The sequence below is a fragment of the Gordonia amicalis NBRC 100051 = JCM 11271 genome (genome assembly GCF_000332995.1).
Classification (GTDB): Bacteria; Actinomycetota; Actinomycetes; order Mycobacteriales; family Mycobacteriaceae; genus Gordonia; species Gordonia amicalis.
Map to the genome: position 1 here is coordinate 1 of NZ_BANS01000002.1, position 20,424 is coordinate 20,424.

The following is a 20,424-nucleotide window of genomic DNA, read 5'->3' on the forward strand; positions in this document are numbered from 1 at the left end:
CGAGAGATCAGGGCAGAACCGGGATGGCGCCAGCGATCATGGCCGGTTCGACCTCGGTCCAGTACTGGTCGGGCTGCCCGTTGTTGCTGCCGAGGCGGAGCACGCCACGCTGATCCCCGACGTAGATGGTCGAGGAGTTCGCCACCACGGCCCGCACCGGTGGCGACACGTTGCCGCTGAGCAGGCCGACCGCCGGGGTGCCGTTGATCGACAGCTGCACGACCGGGGACTCGGGTGCCTCCCGCGCGATGACCAGCGTCGTCGGCGACGCCCAGTCCAGCGACACCGCACGATTGCCGACGTTGTAGGCCGCGATGCGCGGACTTGTCAGCGACACCTGCCCCTCGGCGTTCGTCGACAGCACCGCGAACACGATCTGCCCGCCGACGACGAGCGCCGCACGGACGCCGTCCGGTGCGACCTGCATCTCGGTGATGGCCCCGCGCGCCACGGTCGGGATCGACGACGCCTCGACCGGGACGGTCTGGGTCCCGTCGTCGTCCCGCTGCCACTGGACGGGCTTGCCGTCCACGACCACCCACACGGAGTTCTCGTCCGCCCCGAAGGACGGCCGGGTGATGGACACGCCGCTGACGATCGGACCGACGTCGCCGCCGTAGTCGCCGATCACGCATTCGAGCCGGCGGTCGCTCGCGGTCCGGACCGCGGCAACCCGCGCGCCGTTGTCGGAGATCGTCGCCGCCCGCACATCACGTGACGATCCCAGCGGTCCGCGCACGGGCACGGTGCCCGTGTCGGTCACCGCGCGCAACGCCCCGCCGGTGACGATGTTCAGACCGACGTCGGTCGACGGCACCGCGTTCGGATCGAAGGACCGGACGTCGGCGGGCTGCCACCCCGAGGCCCGTTCGCCCACCAGTGGCGCACCGTCGGCGTCGATCACGTACGGCCCCGAGATGTCGGCCCCGTCGAGGGTCCAGACGATCTGGGCCGCCAGAACCGCGCGATCCCGGCTCGACGCGTTGCCGATGCCGTTGAGGTCGACGCGTACCCCGCCGCCGGCCAGTCCCACGACCGGCCCGCGCAGCGTCGCCCCGCTCGGGAATCCGCTGTCGACAGCGGCGGACAGGTCGGCCGCCGGACCGGCGATGAGCCGGTTGACCAGCACCGTCGGGTCGGTGGCCTGCCCGGCGTAGAACCACCGCGGGTCCGGGACCAGTCGCCGGCCGGTGCGGTCGGAGAAGTAGAGCGAGACCGCACGGTAGGTGTTGTCGAACTGGTCGCGGTCGATCATCGTCCCGTTCGGCAGGGGCCCGTCGATCCGCCACTGGTCGCCCTGCCGGGTCAGGCTGATGCTGGTCTCGACCCGGCCCGAGGCGGGCAGCAGCTGTCCGTCCGATTTGAGGGTGCCGACGTTGTCGCCGGTCAGCCGCATGCGGACGGAGTCCTCGTTGCGCTGGTCGACGAAGATGCTGATCTCGTCCAGGATCAGCGCGTCCCCGCGGTCGTCCCACTGCTGCGAGGCGACCGGGGTCAGGAAGGCACGCGCGGTGTCGTGTCCGGAGTCCGGGTCGACCGTCGACTTGAGAAATGCGCGGACGAGGGCCTCCGGGTCCATGTCGGACTGCGGCACCGGGGCCGCGTTGGTGGCGCCCTCGCGCTGGAAGGACTTGATGGGCTGCGGAGACGAGTCACTCGGGATCGACCCGCACGCCGACACCACCACCATCGCGACGGTGGCCATCGCGACGGCGATCACGAACCCCAGAACACTCCGACGCGGGTGTTCCGGACGACCTGCGACGCTCATTCGATACCAGCCTCCACGCCTGGTGTACGGCCACTCGTCTTGGCGGCGGTCCGAGGAGCCGAGCCGACGGATTTCAGCGGCAACGGCGAGCCGAGCACCTTGTGACCGCGCACCAGAGGCAGGGTCAACCGGAAGCACGCACCCTTGCCGGGTTCGCCCCACGCCTCGAGCCGGCCCTGGTGAAGACGTGCGTCCTCGATGCTGATGGCCAGTCCGAGACCGGTGCCGCCCGAGCGGCGGAACCGCGACGGATCCGAGCGCCAGAACCGGTTGAACACCAGCTTCTCCTCCCCCGGCCGAAGCCCGATGCCCTGGTCGCGGACCGTGATGGCGACCGCGTCGCCATCGGACCGCATCGTGAGCGTCACCGGCTTCCGTTCGCCGTGGTCGATCGCGTTTGCCAGCAGGTTCCGCAGAATGCGTTCGACGCGGCGCGGATCGATCTCGGCGAGCACCGGTTCTGCGGGCAGATCGAGGACGAGTTCGGTCCCGGTCTCCTCGGCGAGATGCCGCACCGTGGCGAGAGCTCCGTCGATCGGGATGGCCATGTCCATCCGCTCGGCCGCCAGCTCGGCCATACCGGCGTCGTGGCGGGAGATCTCCAGCAATTCGTTGAGCAGCGTCTCGAAGCGGTCGAGCTCCTTGTCCAGCAACTCGACCGAACGTTTCCGGACGGGGTCGAGCTCATCGCGGCCTTCGTAGAGCACGTCCGAGGCCATGCGGACCGTGGTCAGCGGCGTCCGCAGTTCGTGACTGACGTCGGAGGTGAACTGACGCTGCAGCCCGCCGAACTCCTCGAGGTGGGTGATCTGCTTGGACAGGCTCTCCGCCATGTCGTTGAACGACATCGCGAGCCGGGCCATGTCGTCCTCACCGCGCACGGGCATGCGCTCCTTGAGGCGGCCGTCGGCGAAGCGGACCGCGATCCGGGACGCCGACCGCACCGGGATGACGACCTGCCGCGAGACGAGCCAGGCGATGGCCGCGAGCAACCCGAGCAGCACGATGCTGCCGGTCAGCAGGGTGCCGCGGACGAGGTCGACGGTGTTCTGCTCCGCGGTCAGGGGGAAGACCAGATACAGCTCGAGACCGGGAACCGACGCGTTGGTCGGCGTGCCCACGATCAGCGCCGGCGCGTGCCCGCCGGAACCGTTGGGTACCTGGGTGTACTGATAGGCCACCTGGCCGCCGCGGACCATGTCCCGGAGGTTCGACGGCACCTCGGCGGTCGGGCCGACGCCGCTGGACGCACTGCCCCCCGACGATCCGGGGACGAGCAGGACGGTGTCGAATGCGCCGACGGTTCCAGAGGTCTGTCCGGTGTCGGCGTCACGATCGGTCAGCAGCGACCGCGTCTGCTGCAGCCGGTTCTGCACCGACATGTTGCCGGCGCCGCTGGACAAATCGCGTTCCACCGAGATGCGGGCGCGGTCGATCTCCTCGGTCGCCGCCGCCAGCTTCACGTCGAGGAGTCGGTCGGTGATCTGGGAGACCAGCACGAAACCCAGGATGAGCAGCACGACGACCGACAGCGACAGCGTCGACGCCACGACCCGCAGCTGCAGCGAGCGCCGCCAGATGTGCCCGAAGGCACGTCCGACAGCGCCGGCAGCGCGGGTGAAGCGTCCGAAGGTGCTGTTGACCCGTCGTCGGGAACGACCGATCACGGCGGGCCGGCCTTGTAGCCGCCCCCCCTCACAGTCAGCACGACCTCGGGATTCTCCGGGTCGGTTTCGACCTTCGCACGCAGACGCTGAACATGCACGTTGACGAGTCTAGTGTCCGCCGGGTGACGGTAGCCCCACACCTGTTCGAGGAGGACGTCGCGGGTGAAGACCTGACGCGGCTTCCGCGCGAGCGCGACCAGCAGATCGAACTCGAGCGGGGTGAGCGAGATCGGCACGCCGTCCCGGGTCACCTTGTGTGCAGGGACGTCGATCTCCACCGGACCGATCGAGAGCAGTTCGGCCGGCTCCTCGTCCGTCCGGCGCAGGCGTGCGCGCACACGGGCGACGAGTTCCTTGGGCTTGAACGGCTTGACCATGTAGTCGTCGGCGCCGGACTCGAGACCTAGCACGACGTCGACGGTGTCGGACTTCGCGGTCAGCATGACGATCGGGACACCGGAGTCGGCACGCAGCACGCGACATACGTCGATACCGTTCATGCCCGGGAGCATGAGGTCGAGGAGCACGAGGTCGGGCCGGATCTCCCGCACCGCGGTGAGTGCCTGAGTCCCGTCACCGACCACGAAGGGTTCGAAACCCTCGCCGCGCAACACGATCGTCAGCATCTCGGCGAGAGCGGCGTCGTCGTCGACGACGAGGATGCGAGGCTTCATGTGTTCAATGGTGACACCATCGTGATGAAAGCGTGGTGAATGACGCGCCGTACCGGACGTACTGGCCGGATTCGTCCCACCACATACACTCCTCCGCGTGGGTCAGTTGATTGCGGTGGAGGGGCTCGACGGCGCCGGTAAGAACACGTTGGTCACCGGTCTGGTCGAGCGCTGGACGGCGTCGGGTCTGCGGATCGCGACGTTCACCTTCCCGCGCTACGGGAAGTCCGCGACCGCCGACATCGCCTCCGAGGCGCTGCACGGTTCGCACGGCGACCTGCGGGACAGCGTGTACGCCATGGCCCTGCTCTTCGCCCTCGACCGGGCCGATGCCGCGGAGGACATCGCAGCGGCCACCAAGGCCAACGACATCGTCATCCTCGACCGTTACGTCGCGTCGAACGCGGCCTACAACGCCGGACGCCTGGAACAGGACGTCGACGGAGAGGTCGTGCGATGGGTCGCCGACCTCGAATACGGCCGGTTCGGGATGCCCGTACCCGATCGACACGTGTTGCTGGGGGTGCCCGCCGAGGTGGCGATGCAGCGGGCCCGGACCCGGGCCGCCGGCGATGCGAGCCGGGTACGCGACGCCTACGAACGCGACAGCGACCTGCAGCGCCGCGTCGACGCGGTGTACCGCCGGCTCGCCGAGGACAACTGGACATCCCCGTGGTACCGGTACGACGGGCAGGACATCGCCGCGCTGGCCGATCTCCTGATTCCCTGACCCAGGGCCCGCGCGACACCCGAGACAGGTGTCATTCGGACGAACGCCACCGGCGATGACGGGCCTCTGCCGCCACGACGGCACTTCGATAGCCTGAATCAATGACTGGGGAGAGGGTCGCATGACCTATCAACCGCCACCACCCGGCGGTGCGCCGCCACCATTCGGTCCCGGTCGGCCCGGAGAAGGCCCCCAGTGGCCGGGCCCCGGCGGGCGGCAGCCCGGCGGACCCCGTCCAGGACAGTTCCCGCCCGGGCAGACACCCCCCGCGTCACCGCCGCGACCACCCTACGGACCATACGGCCCCCCGCCTCCGTACGGCGCCCACGGTCCCGGGCCATACGCTCAGCGCGGCGGTCACGGAGGCCCTCCGGGCGGCCCCCACGGTCCCCCGCCGCCCCGGCGCAACGCCGGCGTGATCGTCGCCTGGATCACCGGCGGCGTCGCCGTGGTGGCCCTCGTCGCCCTCGTGGTCACCCTCATGGTGACGTCGTCCGGACCGGACGAGTCCTCCGTGGCAACGGGTTCGAGCACCTCGTCGAGCGGTTCGCCGGATGGTTCCGCGAGCACCGCGGACGAATCGGAATCCGAATCCGCTGATGACGCAGCGCTTTCCCAGATCCGAGCGGCCCTTCAGAACTACGTGTCGGCTCGCAACGCGCGTGACGTCGTGCGCATGAAGGCCGCGGTCTGCACGCAATCGCGCGACCGGATCACCGGCCCGCCGCCCGACGACGACGGCAACATCGTGGTCGACGGCTTCCTCGGGACCGTGTTCGACGGCGACGTCGCACAGTCCGAGGTCGTGTCCCACCTCGAGAAGGGCAACCAGCGCACCGAATCCGAGAAGTCCAAGGAGCGGTTCCTGAAGGAACGGGGCTCGTGGATCTACTGCCCCGACGCCGAACCCGACATCGGCGCCTGAACAGCGAAAAAGCCGCAAACCCACCACTTTTGGAGATATCCACCACCCGATCGGGTGGTGGATATCTCCATCAGTGGTGGGTTTGCGACGCGGGTCCGATCAGTAGCGGTAGTGCTCCGGCTTGTACGGACCCTCGACGTCGACGCCGATGTACTCGGCCTGCTCCTTGGTGAGCTTCGTCAGCTTGCCGCCGAGCGCCTCCACGTGGATGCGCGCGACCTTCTCGTCGAGATGCTTGGGCAGACGGTAGACCTCGTTGTCGTACTCGTCGTTCTTGGTCCACAGTTCGATCTGCGCGATGACCTGGTTGGAGAAGCTGTTGCTCATCACGAACGACGGATGGCCCGTCGCGTTGCCGAGGTTGAGCAGACGACCCTCGCTCAGCACGATGATCGACTTGCCGCTGTCGAAGATCCACTGGTCGACCTGCGGCTTGACGTTGATGCGCTTGGCGCCCGAACGCTCCAGGCCGGCCATGTCGATCTCGTTGTCGAAGTGACCGATGTTGCCCAGGATCGCCTGGTGCTTCATCTGACGCATGTGGTCGATGGTGATGATGCCCAGATTGCCGGTGGAGGTGATCACGATGTCGGCGTCACCGATCGCGTCCTCGACGGTGACCACGTCGTAGCCGTCCATCAGGGCCTGCAGCGCGTTGATCGGGTCGATCTCGGTGACCTGGACACGGGCGCCCTGCCCGGCCAGCGACTCCGCGCAACCCTTGCCCACGTCGCCGTAACCACAGATCAGCACCTTCTTGCCGCCGATGAGGACATCGGTACCGCGGTTGATGCCGTCGATCAGCGAATGGCGGGTGCCGTACTTGTTGTCGAACTTGGACTTGGTGACCGAGTCGTTGACGTTGATCGCGGGGAACGTCAGCTCGCCGGCGGCCGCGAACTGGTAGAGCCGCAGCACGCCGGTGGTGGTCTCCTCGGTCACGCCCTGGACCGACTCGGAGATGGTGGTCCACTTGTTCTTGTCGGTCTCGAAACGCTTGCGCAGCAGTTCGAGGAAGACCTTGTACTCGGCCGGGTGATCATCCTCGGCGGGCGGCACGACACCGGCCTTCTCGAACTCGGCACCGCGCAACACCAGCATGGTGGCGTCACCACCGTCGTCGAGGATCATGTTGGCCGGCTTGTCCGCCTCGGGCCAGGTCAGCATCTGCTCGGCGGCCCACCAGTACTCCTCGAGCGTCTCGCCCTTCCAGGCGAACACCGGGACGCCCTTGGGCTCGTCCGGGGTGCCGTGGGGACCCACGACGACGGCCGCAGCCGCGTGATCCTGGGTCGAGAAGATGTTGCACGACGCCCAGCGGACCTCGGCGCCGAGCGCAACAAGCGTCTCGATCAGCACGGCGGTCTGAACGGTCATGTGCAGCGATCCGGAGATTCGAGCACCCTTGAGCGGCAGGACGTCTGCGTTCTCACGACGCAGTTCCATCAGTCCGGGCATCTCGTGCTCGGCGAGCTCGATCTCCTTGCGGCCGAAGTCCGCCAGGGACAGATCGGCCACCTTGTAGTCGATCCCGTTGCGGCTGTCGGCCTTCAGCTCGTCCTGAGCAGTCGTCATCTGATCCCCTTGTCGTTCGCGTCGGACGCCGCGTGTCTGCAGCGCGATATGCGTTCGATCCAGGCTATCCGACCACGCCCGCCGAGCCCATTGTCAGGTGTCGGGCCCGGCGTCTCCGGCTGCTACGCCGCCGTTCCGATCTGCTCACCCCGCTCGCGCCGGGCGAAGACCGAATGCCGGTATCCGTACGAGAAGTACACGACGACGCCGACCACCATCCACACCACGAACCGGATCCATGTCTCCACGGACAGGTTCAGCATCAACCACAGGCAGGCGAGGATGGAGAGGATCGGGATGAGCGGAACGAAGGGCACCCGGAAGCCGCGTTCGAGATCGGGCCGGGTCCGGCGGAGGACGAGCACCCCGATGCTCACCAGCACGAACGCGAAGAGGGTGCCGATGTTGACCATCTCCTCCAGGGTCCCCATGGGGAAGAACGCCGCCAGCACACCCGAGACGATGCCGACGACGACGGTGAAGCGCACCGGTGTACCGCGCCTGCCGGTGTGCGCCAGCGATCGGGGCAACAGTCCGTCGCGCGCCATCGCGAATCCCACGCGGGTCTGACCGAGCAGCAGCACCATCACGACCGTGGTCAGGCCGGCGAGCGCGCCGAGGTCGATGACCCAGCCCGCCCAGGTGACACCGTTCGCCTCGAATGCCGTGGTGAGGGTCGACCCGGTCACCTCTCCGGTCACCGGATCGGTCTGGTCGGCCAGTTCGGGGTAGGGCACCATCCCGGACACCACCAGGCTGACCGCGACGTAGAGGACCGTCACGATGGCCAGTGATCCCAGGATGCCGCGCGGCATCGCCTTCTGCGGGTTCTTCGTCTCCTCGGCGGTCGTGGCCACGACGTCGAAACCGATGAAGGCGAAGAAGACCAGCGATGCCGCCGCCAGCAGGCCGTACCAGCCGAAGGTGCTGCCCTCGGCACCGGTGATCGCCGAGAAGAGCGTCTGGTGGAGGCCGGTGTCGCCCTCGGCGGGCGGCGCGGCGGGCGGCACGTAGGGGTCGTAGTTCTTCATCTTGATGTAGAACGCGCCGACCACGATGACCAGCAGGACGACGAAGACCTTGATGGTGGTGATGACGAGTGACACCCGCGACGACAGTTTGGTACCGAGAGCCAGCAACACCGTCAGCACGGCGATCAGCAGCACCGCGCCCCAGTCGAAGCCGATCGAGTCGGTGATCTGTACAGATGCCGCGGAGCCGAGGATGTTGCCCAGGTAGAGCGACCAGCCCTTCGCGACCACGGACGCGGCCAAGGCGAACTCGAGGATCAGATCCCACCCGATCACCCATGCGACGAACTCGCCGAAGGTGGCGAACGAGAAGGTGTAGGCACTACCGGCGACGGGCACGGTCGAGGCGAACTCGGCGTAGCAGAGCGCGGCCAGCGCGCAGGCGATCGCGGCCAGCACGAAGGCCAACGAGACCGACGGCCCGGCGAGATTGCCCGCGGTCCGGGCGGTGAGGGTGAAGATGCCGGCACCGACCACGACCGCGACGCCGAACACGGTGAGATCCCACGCCGTGAGGTCTCTGCGGAGTTTGGTATCCGGTTCGTCCGTGTCGGTGATCGACTGCTCGACCGACTTGATGCGCTTGAACGGGTTACTCATCGTGCCTCCTAGGACCGAAGGTGACGCGCATCGCAGCTCATCCAGGCTAGCTGACCGGAGGTTGGTCGTAGGCCGAGCTCAGATGGGACCACCAGGCCGGACCCAGGTCAGCCGTTGCGGTTCAGGTGTCGCGGAACGGGTGCGGCTGCGCTGCGCGTTCCTCGTCGTCGCGTACGAGGTCGGGATCCTCGAACAGATCCTCCACCTCGGGGCGACGGTTCAGGAAGATGATGCTCGCGACCAGCCCTCCCCACACGATTCCGATGGAGACGAGGAGCATGACGATGGCGACTCCACTCATCGGAGGGCCTCCTCAGTGGGATTGGGGGCGGCGCCGCGGACACCGTCCGGCAGTGGCGGCCACGGTAGGAAATCGGGTTCGTCGCGGCCCTTCCACGACGGCAGGGTCAGGGCGACGGCACCGACGACGATCAGGGCGATGGTGCCCCACCCGAAGATGCTGATGTACCAGGTGGGATACCCCTCGTAACCCTCGTCGATCACCGACCGGACCTTCTGGACGAGCATGATCGTCAGGAAGATGGGCGCGACCACACCGACCAGCCCGAGCCAGATCTTGCCGACCTTGAACGTCGACACGGCATTCAGGTGGTGGCGCAGCATGTCTCCGCGTCGCAGCACCCAGATCAGGATGATCGTCATCAGGATCGCCGAGGAGACCACGCCGACGTTGTTGGCGAACATGTCGACGGTGTCGAGGGCGATGAGACCCGAGGTGGTCGAGAACAACCCGACCGAGATGAGACCGCACACCACCGACACGCCGACCGCGGCCTTGGTCCGGGACAGGCCCCACTTCTCCTGCAGCGCACTCGACACGCCGATCATCAAGGAGATCAACGACGTGAACCCGGCGATGACCAGCGAGCCGAAGAACAGTGCACCGAAGAACGCGGCGCCGGGCATCTCCGAGATGACCGCCGGGAACGTCACGAAGGACAGGATCGGTCCGGTGAGACCTTCCAGGTCGGACACGGCGACCTGCTGCTGGTAGGCGAGGAAGCCGAGCGCGGAGAAGACGCCGATGCCGGCGAGGATCTCAAACGAGGAGTTCGCGAATGCGACCACGAGACCGGAGCTGGTCATGTTCGCCTTACGCCGCTGGAACGACGCGTAGGCGATCATGATCCCGAAGGCAATCGACAGCGAGAAGAAGATCTGGCTGTAGGCCGCGATCCACACGTCGAGGTCCTTCAACGCCGCCCACTGCGGGGTGAACAGGGCATTGAGGCCGTCGACGGCACCGGGCAGCGTGAGAGCGCGGATCACCAGCCCGGCGAAGCCGACGAAGAGCAGCGGGATGAAGACGACGTTGACCTTTTCGATGCCGTTCGCGACGCCCAGCATCAGCACGGCGAGCACGGCCAGCCACACGACGATCAGCGGTAACGCGACGCCGCCGACGATGGTCGTGGAGACCCCGGGGTCGCCGACCTTCAGGTACTCGCCGGTGAAGAAGGCCGCGGGATCGTCGCCCCAGCTCTGATGGAACGAGAAGAAGAAATAGCTCAGGGCCCAGGCGATGACCGCCGCGTAATAGACACCGATGACGAACAGCAGGCCGGTCTGGAACCAGCCGAGCACCTCGGCCGGTTTCTTGATCCGCCGAAAGGACAACGGCGCGGTGCCCCGGGAACGATGACCGACTGCGTAGTCGAGGAACAGCACCGGGATGCCTGCGGTGAGAAGGGCGACCAGATACGGGATGAGGAATGCCCCACCTCCACTCTCGTAGGCCACGCCGGGGAATCGCCAGATGTTGCCGAGCCCCACCGCCGATCCGATTGCGGCGAAGATGAAGCCGGAATTCCGGGTGAAGGACTCCCGGTGCTCTCCGGCGGCGTTCGCAGATGCCACTGCTACCTCCTCGTCGGGCGCTGAGTCCTCGAGACACGGGTGCCCCGACGACCGTCGGAGTCCGACGCTATCGCACCCACCCGTCACGCGGGTCCGTTGACGTCGGCCTGTCGGAATGCCGTCGACGGATGCTCCCCGATTGAGCAGAGACGACGGGAACCCCGCGGGGTGACCGCGGAGTCCCCGTCGGGGTGTCGGTCAGGCGAGCGAGCGGAACCCGCTGGCGATCGAGGAGTCGGTGTCCGACATGATGCGGCTCGCGTTGCTGACGCCGGACTGCAGCGACTGCAGCGACTCCCGCGACTGCGTGAAGATGCGGTCGAAGTTCATCTGTGCGTCGAGGTAGGCCGCCTTCGCCTCAGCCGAGCTCCAGTTGCCGTCGAGCGCAGCGATCTGGTTCTTGAGCTGCGTGTTGAGAGCGTCGAGCTCACTGAATGCCCGCTGCAGTCCGCCACTGAGGTCACCGAGTGCCGCGAAATCGTAGTTGATGGTCATGGAAGTCCCTTTCGAAGAGGCGAAGCAGGTCAGACGGTGATGTTGAGGCCACCGGCTGCGGCGGCGTCCTGGTCCTCGTAGCCGGTGAAGCCGTTGGTCAGCTGGGCCTTGATCTGATCGAGGAGCTGGTTCATCGTGTTCGCGGCCTTGTTCCAGTCGGTGTGTGTGCCGTCGAATGCCACGCCCGCCTTGCCTTGCCACGTCGGCGTCGCGTTCGACGCATGCTTCGCGATGACATCGATCGTTTCCTTCATATCGGCGACGATCCCGCCGACACCGGCCGCGGTGGCCTGGCCCTCCGCGACATCGACCTTCACACCGGGGCCACTGGCACCTGGCAGATTCAGCATGAGTTGTCCTCCTGTGTAACGGCACCGTTTGGCGATGCCCCCGTTGGTATCCGTGACACAGATACCCCTGACAGTTGTCTCTCGCGGTGTGGACCGCGAGATCCCCCGATGCGGATCATGTCGACCACGTCCCGTCCGGGAGGGTCTCGATCAGCAGGCGCACGGCCTGCGCGATCCGATGACCCGAACCCGGTGAGAGGGTGGTCCACACCCGACCGTCCGGAGACTTACTGGGACTCGACACGATCCGCCCCCGGGCGGTGTCGAAAACGGCTAGGGCCCCAGAAGATTGGGAGAATCGTCCGTCCTCGTTCGAGGAGGCGACGATCTCGGTGCGCACCCGGCAGGACGCGAATGCCGAGGAGATGACGACGGCATCGGACAGCGGCACGCCGAGCGTGTACAGAGCGTCGGTGACCTCGGTACCCGTGCCACTCCGTCCGAGGCTGTCGACGAGTTCGTCGGTGGGTACCGAGAACGAGGTGAACTCGCATGCGGCGGCGTCGTCGAACCGGGAGCGCACGATGTCGGCCACCGCGTCGAGGTCGGCGACCTCGACTACGGCCAGGTCGAGCCATTCGCCGGCACGTTCGGCCAGAACATGCTCATAACCCCTGCGTGCCAGGCACATTCGGCGGACACCAGTATCGGTGAAGGAACGGATCTCGATCTCACGTTGCGGCTGGGAGAGGACACGGAGAACGGTGGCCAGCCACGGGACGGGCTCGTCATGGTCCACCAGGCCGAGGGCGGCGATGGCCGCATCGCGCTCGCGGTCGGCCACACGCTGCGCGGACTCGTCCTCAGCACTGACGGGCATGTCGAGCACCACCGGCCAGGTCTGCACGCCGAAGCGATCCCCGAGGCGAAGGAGCACAGCCGCGTCGAGCGCAACGGGGTCGTCGTGAGTCGTCGGCATCATGCGCGGTCCCCCGGGCCACCGAGGAACAACGTCTCCGCCAGGTACCGCGGATCGACCTTCGAAGACTCGGAGGCCGGAGCCGAGACATAGTGGGCTGCAGGATGATCGGAGGTTTCGACGTCGGCCCAGGTGAGCGGGGCGTCAAGGCCGTCCGACGCACGTGCGAGGCCATCGTCGGGATCGGACGACTCGGAGTCGACGGAGACGCTGCGGATGGTGGCGCCACGATCGCCGGCGGCCGCCGTTCCCGGCGCCATCGGTGGCGGCACACCGGCCCCCGGCGTGGTCGCCGTACTCGCGGGTGCCGCAACGGGAGTCGCAGACGTGGGTCCAGCGCTCGCCACGACCGTCGGTGCGTAGCGGAGCTTTTCCGCGGGCGGCGCGTACGCGCCGGACATCACACCGGCCATCGGCGCGATCGGAGGCGTCACCGGCGGCGTGACCTCGGCCCGCGCCGCAGCCCGAGCTGCGGCGGCCTGCTCGGAAGCGAGCGCCTCGCCGGACACCAGGTCGGGAGCCCGGCGCGAAGACGGCCAGGGTTTGCCCACCGGTTCCGTCGCGTTCTCGTAGGTCTGCATGACCCGGGCTGCGCGCATACGTTGCTGTGCGACAGCGCGTTCGGCCTCCGCCGCGGCCCCGGCGATGATCGGCGCGACCGCGGTTGCGCTGGTGGCGATCTCGTGGAGCTTCGCCACCACCTCGACCTCGGCGAGGTTGGGCATGTTCAGGCGCGCGACGGTGGTCGCAGCTGCCTGCGCCTCCGCACGCAAGGCATTCTCCGCAGCCTCGGCGGCGGTGTCGGCGAACCACGGAGCCAGCTCCGTGAGTTTCTCGAACGCCGCACTGGTGTGTGCGGACTGCCAGTGCACGCCCATTCGCGCGAGTACCGCAGCGTAGTCGATCCCGGCCTCGCCAATCTCGGTCGCGAGCGACGCCCACGCCAACCCGGCTTCCACCAGTGGCGCGGGACCCGGCCCGGCCCCGAGGTCGGCGGCAAGTTGTTCGCTCGTACGCGCGTCCCAGTTGACGCCGGTGAAGCCTGCTCCGGTCGTGCTGGTCATGGTCCCTCCCCTCTGCTGGTCCACGAGTCTGGTGCGATGTCCGAGTCGACTGCCGCGGTGGCGGCGGTCGGTCAGGTATGTGGGTTCACGCCTCGGTCTTGAATGCTGCGACGGCCTCGGCTTCACCCTCGATGAATCCGGACGCCTGCGCCCGGAGCAGGGCGGCGATCTTGCGAAGCTCGAGAATGCCGGTCGCCGTGTCCTTCTCGAACTCCCGGGCCACCGAGGTGAAACTGGCCGCGGTCGCGGTCGACACCTCATCCCGCCCCTGGGCGTGAACCGCGAGCTTCGGCCCCGCTCCGTTGAGAGCCAGCTCGAGCCGATCCGCGATTTTGTCGAGCTCAGTTGCAGCCGAGAACAATTCGGCGGGATCTACGCGAAGTTGTGTGTTGCTCATACTTCCTCGTCTCGTGTCAGACCGGGCACGCCCAGCCGTAGCTCGATGTCCGGACCGGAATCGGTGTCGGCCGTCTCGTCGTGGCCGATGACCGCGGGTGCGACCTCGGGATCTTCACCGACCACCGCGCGCCCGTTGTCCTCGGTGACCAGATAATCGGGCACGCTGTGCTGACCCTCGGACGCACCTGCTCCACGCGCTCCGGCTCCGGCTGCGCCCATCGGCGCCCCGCCCATCGGCATCGCCGCCGGCGTCGTCGCGACCCGCGTCGCCGACGGCGATCCCATCGCAGGCTCGCCGACGCCGAAACCGGTCGGCACCGTCGGACGGGACGCGCTCAGCGGCGCCATGATGCCGCCGACTCCACCACTTCCGCCGCCACCACCGCCGCCGCCCCCTCCGCCGCCGCCTCCGGCGGCCTTGGCCTTGGTGAGCGGGATTCCAGCTGGACCGACGATCGCCGAATCGGGATCGACGCCGAGCATCTTGCTGATCGGCTGCATCAACGAGGACGGGAGTTCGACGGCAGTGGACACCGCCGGGGAGACCACGTCGAGGACCGAGCCGGCCAGGGTGAACGGGGACTGCCCGGCACCTGCGCTGGGCGCGCCCGTGACCGCGACGGGCGCCCCGTTCGCGGTCATGGCCGTCGTGGGAGCGAGGAGTTCTCCCCGGGTCACCGCGACCGCCGCGGTGGCCAGTTCGAGCCCGGCTCCGGCGACCACTGCCGCCGTACTGAGCCCGACCGCGATCGCCGGACTCATGATGACGGGGACCAGAGCCGAGATCTTGGCGACCGTGGCGGCGACGATTCCCTGGACGACGGCCAGCCCTTTCGCGACGATGGCGGCGGCGGTCTTGGTGTCGATCGAGATACCGGACCCCTGGGCTGCCAGGGCTGTGCTGTTCGTTCCGGCCTCGGCAGTCTTGGTGGCCGCACCGACCGCACCCTGGCCCGCCCACAGCTGATCGGCGAGCTTGAGTGCGCCCTGCCCCATCGTCATCGACGTCTCGAGCACCTTGGTGAGGCTGTCGAAGATGATCGTCGGGTCGAAGCCGGCCCCGTTGAGATCACCGCTGCCGAACCCACCGAGCAGGTCGGTGATCGGCTTGATGAACATGTCCAGGTTCGGTGGCTGTATCGGTGGCAGACCCGGCATCGGCGGCAACGACGGCAGCGCGGGGAGGGGCGGAAGTCCCAGTCCCCCGAGCACATCCGCAACCGTGCGGTCGAGGATCGGTCCGAGCGGACTGGCGTCGATCATCTCCTGCACCGTCATGTGGTCGAGTGCGGGCACGTCCGGGACGCCGGGCAGCGGGCCTGGCCACGGTGGAATCGGGGTCACAGCACCGAACGGATCGCCGCGGCGGTCGCCGCGTCGGTGCCCTCGTACTCGGCGAGACCTGCCACCGTGGAGGCGGCGGTCGCGGCGTGTACCGCGGCGAGCTGTCCGACCGACATCAGGTGATTGGCCTGAGCGACGATGAACGACGCGAGGAACTCCTGACCGATGAGGCCGAACACCGGGACCATCGCAGCCGTGTTGGCGGCGGCGTCGATCGACCCGGCCGTTCCGATGGCGGACGCCATGGCCGCATTCGTCGCCGCGAAGCCTTCGAGCGCTTCGGATGTCACTTTCACGTTTGTCATCACAACCCCCTCGTGAGTGCAAGTCTTTCTCGGTCGGCCACCTGTCGGCCGGTCGACGTCATTCACCCGCCGGACGCGCACCGAGCATGTCGCCGAATGATTCGTTGAAGTCCTCGGTCACGGCCGCCACGCGGGCGTAGACCCGTTGTGCGGCAAGAGCCGAAGTCGCCACGATCTGCTCACCCAGCCGTGCGGCGCCGAGTTCGTTCGCGCCACGCTCGAGGCGAAGATCGATCAGGGCCCCCTTCGCGTCGACCTCGGCGGTCACCAGACCGTCGGCCGAGGTCACCGCCACCGTGATCGCCTCGAGGTTCTCCTGGAAAGATCGCAGTCCGTCCAGCTGACGGGCGGCACGCGCCTCGAGTTCGTCCATGGCCCAGCTCATCGGCGCAACCACGACGTCATGGCGTCGGCTTCCTCGTCGTCACGCTCTTCGGCCGCGGACAGATCCTCCGGACGCGGCAGCTTCATCTCGTTGACGAGATCGCGATCGATTCCGGCCGCGAGCAGGTTCTCCCGCAACCGGATTCCGGCCGACATCGCGGCCTGCTTGCACAGACGCAGGATGTCAGCAGCCAGCAGTTCGGGGTGTTTGTCGAGTTCGGTGGATGCGATGTGCACGGCAACCGGCAGACCTTGGGCCGTTGTCCGGACGGCCAGGCCACCAGATCGCGAACGTGCTTGTGAGAACTGATGCACAGCCGCCCACGGATCGTCGCCGTCGCGCGCGTCATCGGCATACGTTGCCGTCTCTTCGGTGTAGCTCATCGAAGCCGAACCCCCCTTCACGCCGAATTAGACGCAGACGGGTCCCTCCCGGTTCCATCGAATTTTCGTTCGACGAAACCATCTCCCAGATACCGTGCACCGCGTCATGCCTCACCATGACCACGGTGCCGCCCCGCCTCGCACCTGGGATTCAAGTGCCTGATCCTGCCACAATCCGATCAACGCCACCACACACCGAATCCGATATCTCGAACCCAGGCGTGAGACGAACTGTGGATCTCGTCCGAAATCCTCTCACACCCTTGGGTACACTCTCGTCGACGCTGCCGGAGTCGATCACAGTGCAAGCAGATCCTCGCATGCCGCCGGTGATCGTGCTCGCGCACGGATCACCGCTCGCCCCGTCGGCCCGGCCGCAAGACCAGAGGATTCCCCGATGACGTACGAGAACTCGACGCCGAACGGCGCCGACGCGCCGGCACCACCGCCGTGGCTGCAGTTCGCACCGCCTCCCCCGGAGGCCGCACCGGCTCCGCAACCACCGTCGGCACCGGCGCCACCGCCCTCGTCGAAAGACGGCCAGGACACCGCTTTTCCGCCGGTCCCCGGCCACACCCCGCCGAACTCCGCAGCGCCGCCCGGCCACGACGCACCGCGTCCACCCGAGACGAATCCCGCTGACCGCACCACGCCCGCGACCACCGGTCGGTACACGCCACCGCCGGTTCCGCCCGCGCCCGAGCCGGGCCGGTTCCCCGCCACGCATCCGGCAGCCGACCCCTACACGCCGCCGCCCGGACCGCCCATCCACCCCGGGCCCACTCCCCCGTTCGACCAGTCACCCCCACCCGCACCTCACCTGCCTCCGTCGTTCCCGGAGTCCGGAGCCCACTTCCCGGCTCGCCCCGCCGGCCCGCCGATGGTGAACGGGCAGATGCCGCCGGGACAGTTCGGCCCGGGCACCGGCCCCGCGCCCGCATATCCGGGTCAGCCGATGCCTGCGGGTTACGGTCCGCCACCGGGCGGACCGTCGCTGGACGAAGTTGCATTGATCCGCAAGGCCCGTCGTGCACCGAGCCGCGGATGGCGACGAGCGGTCCACACCCTGTCGGCCGGCGCCATAAATCCCGGCGAGTCACAGGGCGACATCGCCTATCAGCAGCTCCTGGAACGGGTGAACCGACCCGTGCGGGGCGACTATCGGATCGCGGTGCTGTCGCTGAAGGGCGGCGTCGGCAAGACGACGACCACCGTCGGCCTCGGCTCGACCTTCGCCTCCCTGCGCGGTGACCGGGTGATCGCCGTCGACGCCAACCCCGACCTCGGCACGCTTGCCCAGCGCATCCCGCAGCAGACCCGGTCCACGGTCCGCGATCTGCTCGCCGATCAGAACGTGTACCGCTACTCCGATGTCCGGGCTCACACATCTCAGGCGCCCAGCCGCCTGGAAGTGCTTGCCTCCGAACGTGATCCGGCGGTGGCCGAGGCGTTCAACGAGGAGGAGTACCGCGGGGTCGTCACCATCCTCCAGCGGTTCTACAACCTTATCATCACCGACTGCGGCACCGGTCTGAGCCACTCGGCGATGAACGGTGTCCTCGACCTCGCCAACACGATCATCCTGGTCAGCTCGCCGGCGCTCGACGGTGCACGCAGCGCCGGTGCGACCCTGGACTGGCTCGAGGCCCACGGTTTCGGACACCTCGTGTCGCGGGCCGTCGTCGTGCTGAGTTCGTCGCGTCCCGGGTCGTCGACCATCGACACCGATCAGCTGGGCCAGCACTTCCTGACCAGGTGCCGTGCGGTCCACAAGATCCCGTTCGACGACCATCTCGCGGAGGGCGCCGACGTCGACCTCGAGCTGATGTCGAAGGACGCCAAGCGGTCGTTCGTCGAGCTCGCGGCCACCATCGCCGACGATTTCTCGGGTACCACGCTGCCGCGGGAAGATCCCTACCTCGGATAGATCGGGATCTCACGTCGCTTCTGGCGGGACCTGTTCCTCCGACGGGGTCGAGTCCACCGGCGCGACGGCGCGCTGCCGTCGTCGCGTCTCCCGCCAGCGCCGCGCCGCGTGCACGAACATCGGCACCACGACCGTGAAAACAGATCCGATGATGAGGATCTCGATGTTGTCGCGGACGACCGGCACGTTGCCGAGCAGGTAGCCCGCCAGGATTATCCCGCCCGCCCAGACGAAGCTACCCAGAACGCTGAACAGCGTGAACACACGGTGCGACATCCCGCTGAAGCCCGCGACGAGTGGCGTCAGCGTTCGGACGATCCCGATGAACCGGCCGAAAAACACCGTCAGCGGACCGAATCGGTCGAAGAAGGCGTTGGTCTTCACCACATATTCGGGACCGATGCTCCGCATCATCCGGCCCTCGACGACACCGCGACCCAGCCGTCGACCGATGAAGTAGCCGCACTGGTCCCCCGCCACCGCGGCCAGCGCCACCAGGGGAATGACCAGCCAGACCGGTGCGAACGGGTCGGGTTGCGCGACGAAGACGCCCGCGGTGAACAGGAGCGAGTCACCGGGGAAGACGACGCCGACCAGCAATCCGGTCTCGACGAAGACCAGGACGCACAGACCGACCAGGCCACCGGTGGCCACGAAGGATTCGACATCGAACGGATTCATCAGCGCCAACAGTAGTGGTTCGCGCAGGTGAGACGGTTGTTCGGACCGGACCAACAGATGAATTCCGGTCGAGGTCCGGGCGACGGCCGGCCTGGTCATCCGTCCCACTCACATACCGGCGCGCGACCTCCCACGAGATGGGGTTTACTCGATTGAAAGCAGCACACCTCGAGCAGAAGGGGGAACCACAGTGCCGTCCAAGATCCCCGGTCCGTCGAAGACACCAGGCCCGTCCTTGCGACCCGTCACCGACACCGACGTCCGCATCGAGTACCACACGATCCACGGCTACCGTCGCGCCTACCGGATCGCCGGCAGCGGTCCCGCCCTGCTGCTCATCCACGGCATCGGCGACAACTCGTCGACGTGGGACGAGGTCATCCCGATTCTGGCGCAGCACTACACGGTCATCGCGCCGGATCTCCTCGGCCACGGCCTTTCCGACAAACCCCGGGCCGACTATTCGGTCCCGGCTTTCGCCAACGGGATGCGCGATCTCCTCGTCGTCCTGGGGCACTCCAAGGTCACCGTCGTCGGGCACTCCCTCGGCGGCGGTGTGGCGATGCAGTTCTGCTATCAGTTCCCGCGGTTCGTCGAGCGCCTGGTCCTCGTCGCCGCCGGCGGCGTGACCAGGGAGGTCAACCCGGCCCTGCGCCTGATCTCGCTGCCGGTCGTCCACCAGGCCCTGTCGGCGCTGCGGATCCCGGGCGTCGTACCCGGACTCCGGGTCGCCGCGAAGGCCGCCGCGGCCGCCCCGGTACTCCCGTTCGCGCCGGCGAGCGCCACACCCGCGCGCCTTCTCGCCGATCATGAGGACCTGATGCGCGTCCTCGGCGGCCTCGCCGACCCGACGGCCTGTTCGGCGTTCCTGCGAACACTGCGAGCCGTGGTCGACTGGCGCGGACAGTCGGTCACGATGCTCGACCGCAGCTACCTCACCGAACGCCTCCCCGTGCTGCTCGTCTGGGGTGACGAGGACATCGTGATCCCGTATCACCACGCCGAACTCGCGCATTCGGCGATTCCGCACTCCGAACTCGAAACCTTTGTCGGCTCCGGACATTTCCCGTTCCACGACGATCCGGAACGCTTCTGCCGAGTGGTCATCGACTTCATCTCGCGGCACGAGCCCATCGTGTTCGACCCGCTGAACTGGCGTCATCTGATGTCCAAGGGAGCTCATCCCGAGCAGTTCACCGGCGACGAGGACACGGTCGAGGAGGTACTCGAGGCGTTCGAAGACGAACGCAACGCGACCTGAGCCCACACACCGCCGCCGGGCGTGAGCCCGCACACCGCCGTCACACGTCGGAGGTCTGTG

The 20,424-nt window shown here is 67.7% G+C and carries 21 protein-coding genes; 4 read left to right on the plus strand and 17 right to left on the minus strand.

Annotated features, from left to right (window positions below):
* Positions 1-7 precede the first annotated feature (7 nt).
* The 3 genes from lpqB to mtrA are packed head-to-tail and all read right to left on the minus strand — an operon-like array spanning position 8 to position 4,112.
* Positions 8-1,771: an MtrAB system accessory lipoprotein LpqB gene (lpqB, locus tag GOAMI_RS01270; RefSeq protein ID WP_006434577.1), complete on the minus strand. Its 1,764-nt coding sequence runs from the start codon at positions 1,769-1,771 to the stop codon at positions 8-10.
* Positions 1,768-3,438, minus strand: a complete 1,671-nt coding sequence (mtrB, locus tag GOAMI_RS01275; protein WP_006434578.1) for an MtrAB system histidine kinase MtrB — start codon at positions 3,436-3,438, stop codon at positions 1,768-1,770. The genes lpqB and mtrB overlap by 4 nt, the downstream gene beginning before the upstream one ends.
* Positions 3,435-4,112: an MtrAB system response regulator MtrA gene (mtrA, locus tag GOAMI_RS01280; protein ID WP_006434579.1), complete on the minus strand. Its 678-nt coding sequence runs from the start codon at positions 4,110-4,112 to the stop codon at positions 3,435-3,437. Before mtrA ends, mtrB begins: the two co-directional genes overlap by 4 nt.
* 97 nt (positions 4,113-4,209) lie before the next feature.
* Here mtrA and GOAMI_RS01285 point away from each other — a divergent pair, with 97 nt between their 5' ends.
* Positions 4,210-4,842: a dTMP kinase gene (locus GOAMI_RS01285; protein ID WP_006434580.1), complete on the plus strand. Its 633-nt coding sequence runs from the start codon at positions 4,210-4,212 to the stop codon at positions 4,840-4,842.
* Between the two features lie 415 nt (positions 4,843-5,257).
* Positions 5,258-5,767 (plus strand): hypothetical protein, encoded by a 510-nt coding sequence (locus tag GOAMI_RS23345; protein ID WP_006434581.1) that lies wholly within the window; start codon positions 5,258-5,260, stop codon positions 5,765-5,767.
* Positions 5,768-5,866: 99 nt separating this feature from the next.
* Here GOAMI_RS23345 and ahcY read toward each other — a convergent pair whose 3' ends face one another.
* The 13 genes from ahcY to GOAMI_RS01355 form a co-directional block, all read right to left on the minus strand.
* A complete protein-coding gene (gene ahcY, locus GOAMI_RS01295) occupies positions 5,867-7,342 on the minus strand; it encodes an adenosylhomocysteinase (RefSeq protein WP_006434582.1) in 1,476 nt (491 codons plus the stop codon).
* Between the two features lie 122 nt (positions 7,343-7,464).
* Entirely contained in the window at positions 7,465-8,973 is a 1,509-nt protein-coding gene (locus tag GOAMI_RS01300) for an amino acid permease (RefSeq protein ID WP_006434583.1), read from the minus strand.
* 121 nt (positions 8,974-9,094) lie between these two features.
* Positions 9,095-9,274, minus strand: coding sequence for a methionine/alanine import family NSS transporter small subunit (locus GOAMI_RS01305; RefSeq protein WP_006434584.1), 180 nt, complete (start codon positions 9,272-9,274; stop codon positions 9,095-9,097).
* Positions 9,271-10,851, minus strand: a complete 1,581-nt coding sequence (locus tag GOAMI_RS01310; RefSeq protein ID WP_006434585.1) for a sodium-dependent transporter — start codon at positions 10,849-10,851, stop codon at positions 9,271-9,273. The genes GOAMI_RS01305 and GOAMI_RS01310 overlap by 4 nt, the downstream gene beginning before the upstream one ends.
* Before the next feature lie 198 nt (positions 10,852-11,049).
* Entirely contained in the window at positions 11,050-11,346 is a 297-nt protein-coding gene (locus GOAMI_RS01315) for a WXG100 family type VII secretion target (RefSeq protein ID WP_006434586.1), read from the minus strand.
* Between the two features lie 29 nt (positions 11,347-11,375).
* Complete coding sequence (locus GOAMI_RS01320) at positions 11,376-11,696, minus strand: WXG100 family type VII secretion target (RefSeq protein ID WP_006434587.1); 321 nt, start codon at positions 11,694-11,696, stop codon at positions 11,376-11,378.
* 115 nt (positions 11,697-11,811) lie between these two features.
* Positions 11,812-12,618: an ESX secretion-associated protein EspG gene (locus GOAMI_RS01325; protein ID WP_006434588.1), complete on the minus strand. Its 807-nt coding sequence runs from the start codon at positions 12,616-12,618 to the stop codon at positions 11,812-11,814.
* Positions 12,615-13,679, minus strand: coding sequence for a PPE domain-containing protein (locus GOAMI_RS01330; protein ID WP_006434589.1), 1,065 nt, complete (start codon positions 13,677-13,679; stop codon positions 12,615-12,617). Before GOAMI_RS01330 ends, GOAMI_RS01325 begins: the two co-directional genes overlap by 4 nt.
* 85 nt (positions 13,680-13,764) lie before the next feature.
* Positions 13,765-14,076, minus strand: a complete 312-nt coding sequence (locus tag GOAMI_RS01335) for a PE family protein (RefSeq protein WP_006434590.1) — start codon at positions 14,074-14,076, stop codon at positions 13,765-13,767.
* The gene (locus GOAMI_RS01340) at positions 14,073-15,422 is read right to left on the minus strand and encodes a hypothetical protein (RefSeq protein WP_006434591.1); all 1,350 of its coding nucleotides are present in this window, start codon (positions 15,420-15,422) and stop codon (positions 14,073-14,075) included. Before GOAMI_RS01340 ends, GOAMI_RS01335 begins: the two co-directional genes overlap by 4 nt.
* Entirely contained in the window at positions 15,419-15,727 is a 309-nt protein-coding gene (locus tag GOAMI_RS01345) for a type VII secretion target (protein WP_006434592.1), read from the minus strand. Before GOAMI_RS01345 ends, GOAMI_RS01340 begins: the two co-directional genes overlap by 4 nt.
* Positions 15,728-15,785: 58 nt before the next feature.
* Complete coding sequence (locus tag GOAMI_RS01350) at positions 15,786-16,100, minus strand: YbaB/EbfC family nucleoid-associated protein (RefSeq protein WP_006434593.1); 315 nt, start codon at positions 16,098-16,100, stop codon at positions 15,786-15,788.
* Positions 16,101-16,108: 8 nt separating this feature from the next.
* Complete coding sequence (locus GOAMI_RS01355; RefSeq protein ID WP_006434594.1) at positions 16,109-16,495, minus strand: hypothetical protein; 387 nt, start codon at positions 16,493-16,495, stop codon at positions 16,109-16,111.
* Between the two features lie 397 nt (positions 16,496-16,892).
* On the opposite strand from GOAMI_RS01355, the gene GOAMI_RS01360 reads away from it, so the two are divergent.
* Complete coding sequence (locus GOAMI_RS01360; RefSeq protein ID WP_006434595.1) at positions 16,893-18,422, plus strand: MinD/ParA family ATP-binding protein; 1,530 nt, start codon at positions 16,893-16,895, stop codon at positions 18,420-18,422.
* A 9-nt stretch (positions 18,423-18,431) separates the two neighbouring features.
* Here GOAMI_RS01360 and GOAMI_RS01365 read toward each other — a convergent pair whose 3' ends face one another.
* A complete protein-coding gene (locus GOAMI_RS01365; RefSeq protein WP_040004493.1) occupies positions 18,432-19,103 on the minus strand; it encodes a DedA family protein in 672 nt (223 codons plus the stop codon).
* 190 nt (positions 19,104-19,293) lie between these two features.
* On the opposite strand from GOAMI_RS01365, the gene GOAMI_RS01370 reads away from it, so the two are divergent.
* Positions 19,294-20,364, plus strand: a complete 1,071-nt coding sequence (locus GOAMI_RS01370; RefSeq protein ID WP_006434597.1) for an alpha/beta fold hydrolase — start codon at positions 19,294-19,296, stop codon at positions 20,362-20,364.
* The last annotated feature ends 60 nt before the right edge of the window (positions 20,365-20,424 follow it).

Excerpts from the sequence above, each read along its gene's own strand:
- lpqB (WP_006434577.1), bottom strand. The coding sequence starts at position 1,771 with ATGAGCGTCGCAGGTCGTCCGGAACACCCGCGTCGGAGTGTTCTGGGG.
- mtrA (WP_006434579.1), bottom strand. The coding sequence starts at position 4,112 with ATGAAGCCTCGCATCCTCGTCGTCGACGACGACGCCGCTCTCGCCGAG.
- ahcY (WP_006434582.1), bottom strand. The coding sequence starts at position 7,342 with ATGACGACTGCTCAGGACGAGCTGAAGGCCGACAGCCGCAACGGGATC.
- GOAMI_RS01300 (WP_006434583.1), bottom strand. The coding sequence starts at position 8,973 with ATGAGTAACCCGTTCAAGCGCATCAAGTCGGTCGAGCAGTCGATCACC.
- GOAMI_RS01305 (WP_006434584.1), bottom strand. The coding sequence starts at position 9,274 with ATGAGTGGAGTCGCCATCGTCATGCTCCTCGTCTCCATCGGAATCGTG.
- GOAMI_RS01315 (WP_006434586.1), bottom strand. The coding sequence starts at position 11,346 with ATGACCATCAACTACGATTTCGCGGCACTCGGTGACCTCAGTGGCGGA.
- GOAMI_RS01320 (WP_006434587.1), bottom strand. The coding sequence starts at position 11,696 with ATGCTGAATCTGCCAGGTGCCAGTGGCCCCGGTGTGAAGGTCGATGTC.
- GOAMI_RS01325 (WP_006434588.1), bottom strand. The coding sequence starts at position 12,618 with ATGATGCCGACGACTCACGACGACCCCGTTGCGCTCGACGCGGCTGTG.
- GOAMI_RS01330 (WP_006434589.1), bottom strand. The coding sequence starts at position 13,679 with ATGACCAGCACGACCGGAGCAGGCTTCACCGGCGTCAACTGGGACGCG.
- GOAMI_RS01335 (WP_006434590.1), bottom strand. The coding sequence starts at position 14,076 with ATGAGCAACACACAACTTCGCGTAGATCCCGCCGAATTGTTCTCGGCT.
- GOAMI_RS01345 (WP_006434592.1), bottom strand. The coding sequence starts at position 15,727 with ATGACAAACGTGAAAGTGACATCCGAAGCGCTCGAAGGCTTCGCGGCG.
- GOAMI_RS01350 (WP_006434593.1), bottom strand. The coding sequence starts at position 16,100 with ATGGACGAACTCGAGGCGCGTGCCGCCCGTCAGCTGGACGGACTGCGA.
- GOAMI_RS01355 (WP_006434594.1), bottom strand. The coding sequence starts at position 16,495 with ATGAGCTACACCGAAGAGACGGCAACGTATGCCGATGACGCGCGCGAC.
- GOAMI_RS01360 (WP_006434595.1), top strand. The coding sequence starts at position 16,893 with ATGACGTACGAGAACTCGACGCCGAACGGCGCCGACGCGCCGGCACCA.
- GOAMI_RS01365 (WP_040004493.1), bottom strand. The coding sequence starts at position 19,103 with ATGAATCCGTTCGATGTCGAATCCTTCGTGGCCACCGGTGGCCTGGTC.